The sequence below is a fragment of the Actinocrinis sp. genome (genome assembly GCF_035605935.1).
Classification (GTDB): domain Bacteria; phylum Actinomycetota; class Actinomycetes; order Streptomycetales; family Catenulisporaceae; genus Actinocrinis.
Window position 1 is genome coordinate 1 of the sequence record NZ_DATNGK010000215.1, and the last position, 6592, is coordinate 6592.

The window sequence follows — 6592 nt, forward strand, 5'->3', positions numbered from 1 at the left end:
TCTGCTCGGCCTGCGCGGCACCCCGGTCGAGGTCGAGGCGCATGCGGCGTCCGGCCTGCCCAAATTCACCCTCATCGGCCTGCCCGATTCAGTGCTCAACGAGGCCCGCGATCGAGTCAGGGCGGCCGTCCTGAACTCCGGCATCGACTGGCCGCAGGCGATCTTGACGGTGAGCCTGTCCCCGGCCTGGATCCGGAAGCAGGGCTCGGGTTTCGATCTCGCCATCGCGTACGCGGTCCTGCGGGCGACTGGAGCCATCCGCCAATCGAAACTGCATGACGCGGTCTTCCTCGCCGAATTGGGCCTCGACGGCCGGGTGAAGCCGATCCGCGGCGTGCTGCCGTGCGTCATGGCGGCCGCCCGCACGGGACACGGTCCGATATTCGTCGCCGAGGCGAACGCGGCCGAAGCCGCCCAAGTCACCGGGGTCGAGGTGACGGGGCTGCGTTCGCTGCGGCAACTCGTCGCGCTGGCCAACGGTGAACCCATCCCAGGAGAACCGCCCGGCTTCCTCCCACCGAGCGCGCAGAACCTGCCGAGCGATGGACCTCCGGTCGAGGAACCCGAATTCGAGCCGGACCTGTCCGAAGTCGTCGGACAGTACGAGGCACGTCGAGCGCTCGAACTGAGCGCGGCGGGCGGACATCACCTCTTTCTCTGCGGCACGCCGGGCGCGGGAAAGACCATGCTCGCGAAGCGGCTGCCTGGAATCCTGCCGCCGCTCGACAACGAGGCGGCGCTGGAGGTCTCCGCGATCCACTCGCTCAGCGGCACGTTGCCGCCCGGCCGCCCACTGATCACCCGGCCGCCGTTCTGCACGATTCACCACTCCGCCACGGTTGCCTCGATGGTCGGCGGCGGTTCCGGACACCTGCGACCCGGCGCGGTCAGCCGAGCGCACCGCGGCGTCCTGTTCCTCGACGAGATGCCGGAGTTCAGCCGCACCGCGCTCGACGCCTTGCGCGAACCGATCGAATCGGGCGAGGTGGCGATCGCACGGGTCAGTGGAATCGCGCACTTTCCGGCGAGCTTCCTGCTCGTCGGCGCGGCGAACCCGTGTCCCTGTGGTCGCGCCGGCAGTGCGCTCGCGGCCTGCACCTGTGCGCCGCGCCAGCGCATCGCCTACCTCTCGCGCATCTCCGGGCCGCTGCTCGACCGCATCGACCTGCGCGTCGATGTAACTCCGGTCGGGCCGGGCGAGTTACTCGACGCGGCCAGCGGCGGCCAAGGCGGCGAATGCACCGCCGCGGTTGCGCAACGCGTCGCCGAGGCTAGAGAGCGCGCAGTGCGTCGGCTCGTGGACACGCCATGGCAGTGCAACGCGCAGGTGCCCGGCCAAGTGCTGCGAAACCGTTGGCCGCTGGCCATCGACGCCCTTGCCACCGCCGAGAGAGCGCTGCGCGCGGGCACGCTCAGCGCGCGGGGTCTCGATCGAGTGATTCGGGTCGCTTGGACCGTGGCAGATCTCGCCGGCGCCGAACGACCGGACCGCGCCGCCGTCGACACTGCACTCGGCTTCCGCCTGGGTTCCGTCGCCCTCGCCTCCGGGTGCTGATCATGTCCGCTTACCAAGACCTCACCGCGCGCGAAGACGCCGCGCCACACGACGTCATCGCGTCCCGAGATCTCACCGCGCTTCAAGATCGCCCGGCGCCGCGCGGCGCGCCGTCCGAATCAGCCATCGAAGCCGACCGGTTGGCCCGGCTCGCGCTCAACCACGCGGTGGAGCCGGCTGACCCGCAGATCGGTCGGCTGCTTGAGCTCCACTCCCCGATAGCGGTGCTCGCCGCCATCAGGGCTGACCAGTTGCCCGACCTCGATCCCGATCCGGCTCGCCATGATCGCTTGGCCGACCGATGCACCGGCCTGCGGCTCAGACTCGAACCCGGACGCGTCGAGGCCGGCATCGCCGCGGCCGAAGCCGTCTGCGCCCGGTTCATCACGCCGGTCGACGCCAGCTGGCCGGCGCGGCTTGACGACCTGGGCCAGCAACGCCCGATCGGAATCTGGGCCATTGGCTCCTGGGGCGATCCGCCCGACGCTCCCGCGAATCCGACCACCGATCAAAGTTCCGAAAGCAATCCAGCGCCAACCGGCTCGGATCGCGGTTCGCCCGCGTCGACGGCCGAGATGCTGTCGATCGTCGGCGCACGCGCCTGCACGGGGTACGGCTCCTACGTAGCCGGAGCGCTTGGCGCGGAGCTGGCATCGGCCGGAATGGCTGTGGTCTCCGGTGCCGCGCTCGGCATCGACGCCGCAGCGCATCGCGGGGCACTCGCGGTCGGTGGACCAACGGTCGCGGTGCTCGCCTGCGGAATCGATCGGGTCTATCCGCGTGCCCACGAAGTGCTGCTGCGCGCCATCGCCGAGCGTGGAGCCGTGCTCTCCGAACTGCCGCCGGGAGCCGCGCCGACCCGATTCAGATTTCTTCATCGCAACCGGATCATCGCTGCACTCGGCGTAGGCACGGTCGTGGTGGAAGCGGCTCATCGCAGCGGTTCGCTGGTGACGGCGCGGCTCGCGGCGGAACTCGGCCGGGTCGTGATGGCGGTGCCGGGGCCGGTGACCTCCGATCAATCAGCGGGTGCGCACGAGCTGATCCGCGACGGCGCCACCCTCGTCGTCGGGGCGCCACAGGTCCGCGAGGCGTGCGCGAGCCTGACCGCGGCGTCTCGCGAACCGCGCGGGGTGATGACCAGGAGCGCGCCGCCGATCCGACGGATTCAAGGCGAGCGGCGGGCACGCACACAACCGGTCCGACCTAGCGAGCCGGTCGATCCCATCGAGGAGTTGCTTCTCGAAGCGCTGCCGAGCGCGACCGCGGGAACCGGCTCGGGCGCCGATGTGTTCGCGCTCGCTCGCGCCACCGGCGTCGGACCGGATGCCGTGTTTGCCGCACTGGGCAGACTCGCTGCCTGCGGCCGTGCGGTGAAGGCGGGCGGAGGATGGATGGTGTCGCCCGCAGCCTGACGCGGATCAGACGCCCTCTGAGTGCTGGGCCTCGCGGCTTACGTGCCACGAGGCAAATGCGACCATGCGGCCATGAGCGGCGGGAAGGGGCGCTGTCACCGCTGGTCAAACGCTGACGTCGCCAGGACCGAGTGCCTATCTCAACGCGGCTATGGCTCGGTCTTTCACCCTGTGCCTGAACCTCCTCCCGGCGCGCCTCACCTGATCGAGCGGGCTCGCATGCGGTTACCGTAGAGATCGTTGTGGTTACGCTACGCTCGGCTTGCGGCTGAGGCTGTGCTTCCGCAGGATCGCCGGCTTGAGAAGGATCGCGTGGTTGAGTGGATCAAGGCGAGTGATGCCCAGGAACAGCCAGGTCCATGAGACCGTTTGCGAAGAGCCCGACGCGGCCGCCCGGCCGCCCGCAGTCCTCGACGCCTTGTGGGCCGAATTCAAAGCCACCGGCGACCAGCGACTGCGGGAACGGCTGATCCTGCACTACTCGCCTTTGGTGAAGTACGTCGCAGGACGGGTTTCCGTCGGCCTTTCCGGGACCGTGGACCAGGCGGACTTCGTCTCCTACGGCATCTTCGGCCTGATTGACGCCATCGAACGCTTCGAACCCGACCGCTCGATCAAGTTCGAGACCTATGCGATCAACCGGATCCGCGGCGCGATCATCGACGAGCTGCGCGCGCTCGACTGGATTCCCCGCTCGCTGCGGCAGAAAGCCCGCGAGATCGAGCAGGCCTCGGTGCGGCTCGAGCACCGGCTCGGCCGCACGCCCACCGAGCGGCAGATCGCCGACGAGATGGGCATCACCCTGGCCGAACTGCACCACATCTTCTCCCGCCTCTCGCTCATCAACGTGCTGGCTCTCGACGAGGTGCTGACGCTGTCCACCGGCGATGGCGACCGGCTCAGCCTGGTCGAGACGCTGGAGGACCTGAGCGCGGACGACCCGGTCGAGGCCTACGAGAACCGGGAGACGCGGCACCTGCTCGCCCGCGCCGTCAACACCCTGCCCGACCGCGAGAAGACCGTGGTGACGCTCTATTACTTCGAGGGTATGACGCTCGCCGAGATCGGCGGCGTGCTCGGCGTCACCGAGAGCCGGGTCTGCCAGATCCACGCCAAGGCGGTGCTGACGCTGCGCACCCGGTTGGCTGAGCTGCGTTAGCGTCCGCGGCGCAACCGGGTGGCGGGCAGCGGCCCGCTCCCGCGTCCGAGTGTTCGAACATCCGACCATTCGCGAACCGCGCGCAACCGCCTCCGGCGGGGGACCGGCTCGACTAGTCTGGAGTCGTGCCCAGGATCAAGGCTCCGACCGTCGCCGAGCATCGCACAATGCAGCGCACGGCACTCCTGGACGCGGCCCGGGACCTGCTCGCTGACGGCGGGATGGCCGCGCTCACTTTCGCCGCCCTGGCCGAGCGGGCCGGACTGGCGCGCTCCTCGGTATACGAGTACTTCAAGTCCCGAGCCGACGTCGTGGAGGCGCTGGCGGTCGAGGACTTCCCGGCCGCGGTCGCTGACATCAGGGGCGTGATGCTGGCGCAGCCGACGCCGGAACGCCAGATCGCGGCGTACGTGCGGCGTCAGCTGGAGTTGGTCGCGCAGCCGGGTCACCGCGGGTTGCTCGCTCTCTCCGTGCTTGAACTCGACGGGCCGGCCAGGGAGCGGATCCGCGCGGCACACGGCATGCTCGTCGATTTGGTGGTGGGCGCGCTTCGGCGGCTCGGACACCCGGACCCGCGTGCCACGGCCGCGGTGCTGCAAGGCGCCGTGGACGGCGCGGCCAAGCGCATCGATGCCGGAGCCGATCCCACGGCCCTCATCGAGAGCGCGTTGACACTCGTGCTGTTCGGGGTCCGCGGGCAGCGTCGCGCCCGGTAGGCGTCGCGGTGACGAGCGCCGTACGAGCTGCAGGGCTGGCGCGGGTCTAGCGGATCGCTAAGTTATCCACAACTTGCCCGAAAAGCCGCATTCTGATGGCGCGTGTGTTCGACGCTGGATACATGAAGATCCTCGTGCTGTTCGCCCTCGTGCTCGCCACTGCCTCAGCAGGCTTAGTCCCGTCTAGTGCACGTTCCGGGGCGCCGCCGCCGCAGCCACGCACCGCCTCAGTGTGGCGATGGCCGTTGGTCGGCTCCGGTGGCTCTCCTCCACAGGTGGTGCGCCCGTTCAAGCCTCCGGCGCTGCGTTGGTTGAGCGGCCACCGCGGCGTGGATCTTGCCACTTCGGACGCCGCGCAGGTCCACGCCGCGGGTCCTGGGACTGTCGCCTTCGCCGGGACGCTGTTCGGGCAGGGCGTCGTGGTGGTCTCGCACGGCCTGCTGCGAACCAGCTACGAACCGGTGACGCCCTCGGTGCACGTAGGTGACGTCGTGGCGGCTGGAGCGCCGATCGGTACCTTGGCCTCCGGCCACTGCCCGTCCGCGCCTTGCCTGCATTGGGGCCTGCTCACCGGGCACGGACACGGGGTGCGGTACTACGATCCGCTGCTGCTTTTGGGCTTGGCGCACCTAAGACTCGAACCTGTCAGGCCACCGCCGGGATAACTGACCGGGAGAGCTGCGCGGAGCGGGTAAACTTGGCTCGCGGTCCGCTGAAGCGGATCGACTTCGCGTGTCCGGAAACGGGACGCCCGCGGTTCGCCAGAGCCCGCGGTCGCCCTTACGCGACAGCCGCCCGGTCCGCTGCACCGCTCCTCGCGGCGCCAGCGGCGCGGCAGTCCGTCCGGACACCAGGAGCGCGGCCGAACCCGGCCGCGCGCTAGAACCGGACGAGATCGAGGAGGACACGGCCATGGCCGTTGTCACCATGCGCCAGCTCCTGGAGAGCGGCGTGCACTTCGGGCACCAGACCCGGCGCTGGAACCCGAAGATGAAGCGCTACATCTTCACCGAGCGCAATGGCATCTACATCATCGACCTGCAGCAGTCGCTGTCGTACATCGACCGGGCCTACGAGTTCATCAAGGCGACGGTTGCGCACGGCGGCACGGTCCTGTTCGTCGGCACCAAGAAGCAGGCCCAGGAGGCCGTCTCCGAGCAGGCGACCCGGGTCGGCATGCCCTACGTCAACCAGCGTTGGCTCGGCGGCATGCTCACCAACTTCTCCACCGTGCACAAGCGGCTCCAGCGCCTCAAGGAGCTCGAGGAGATCGACTTCGACGACGTGGCCGGCTCCGGCATGACCAAGAAGGAACTGCTGGTCCTGCGCCGCGAGAAGGACAAGCTCGAGCGGACCCTCGGCGGCATCCGGGACATGCAGAAGGTCCCGTCCGCGGTGTGGATCGTGGACACCAAGAAGGAGCACATCGCCGTCGGCGAGGCGCGCAAGCTGCGCATCCCGGTCGTGGCGATCCTGGACACCAACTGTGACCCGGACGAGGTCGACTACAAGATCCCGGGCAACGACGACGCGATCCGCTCCGTCGCCCTGCTGACCCGCGTGGTCGCCGACGCCGTCGCCGACGGTCTGATGTCCCGCGCCGGCAACAAGGCCGCCGAGGGCGAGCAGGCCGGCACCGTGGCCGTCGACGAGCCGCTGGCCGCCTGGGAGCAGGAGATCCTGCAGGGCCAGGCCGCGGCGCAGGCACCGGCCGCTGAGGCACCGGCGGCTGAGGCACCGGCGGCTG

General features: G+C 69.6%; 6 protein-coding genes. All 6 read left to right on the forward strand.

Going from position 1 to position 6592, the window contains the following annotated elements:
• Position 1: 1 nt before the first annotated feature.
• The gene (locus VN779_RS17145) at positions 2–1555 is read left to right on the forward strand and encodes a YifB family Mg chelatase-like AAA ATPase (protein ID WP_349260836.1); all 1554 of its coding nucleotides are present in this window, start codon (positions 2–4) and stop codon (positions 1553–1555) included.
• A 2-nt stretch (positions 1556–1557) separates the two neighbouring features.
• Entirely contained in the window at positions 1558–2970 is a 1413-nt protein-coding gene (gene dprA, locus VN779_RS17150) for a DNA-processing protein DprA (RefSeq protein ID WP_325724471.1), read from the forward strand.
• A gap of 337 nt (positions 2971–3307) precedes the next feature.
• Positions 3308–4129, forward strand: a complete 822-nt coding sequence (whiG, locus tag VN779_RS17155) for an RNA polymerase sigma factor WhiG (RefSeq protein ID WP_325724473.1) — start codon at positions 3308–3310, stop codon at positions 4127–4129.
• A gap of 125 nt (positions 4130–4254) precedes the next feature.
• On the forward strand, positions 4255–4845 hold the full coding sequence (locus tag VN779_RS17160) for a helix-turn-helix domain-containing protein (RefSeq protein WP_325724475.1): 591 nt from the start codon (positions 4255–4257) through the stop codon (positions 4843–4845).
• Between the two features lie 122 nt (positions 4846–4967).
• Positions 4968–5510 (forward strand): M23 family metallopeptidase, encoded by a 543-nt coding sequence (locus tag VN779_RS17165; RefSeq protein ID WP_325724477.1) that lies wholly within the window; start codon positions 4968–4970, stop codon positions 5508–5510.
• Positions 5511–5757: 247 nt separating this feature from the next.
• On the forward strand, positions 5758–6592 hold an 835-nt coding region (rpsB, locus tag VN779_RS17170; RefSeq protein WP_325724479.1), incomplete at its 3' end, for a 30S ribosomal protein S2.

What these genes read in the sequence shown, in the direction of transcription:
- dprA (WP_325724471.1), top strand. Translation starts at nt 1,558, where the DNA reads ATGTCCGCTTACCAAGACCTCACCGCGCGCGAAGACGCCGCGCCACAC.
- whiG (WP_325724473.1), top strand. Translation starts at nt 3,308, where the DNA reads ATGCCCAGGAACAGCCAGGTCCATGAGACCGTTTGCGAAGAGCCCGAC.
- VN779_RS17165 (WP_325724477.1), top strand. Translation starts at nt 4,968, where the DNA reads ATGAAGATCCTCGTGCTGTTCGCCCTCGTGCTCGCCACTGCCTCAGCA.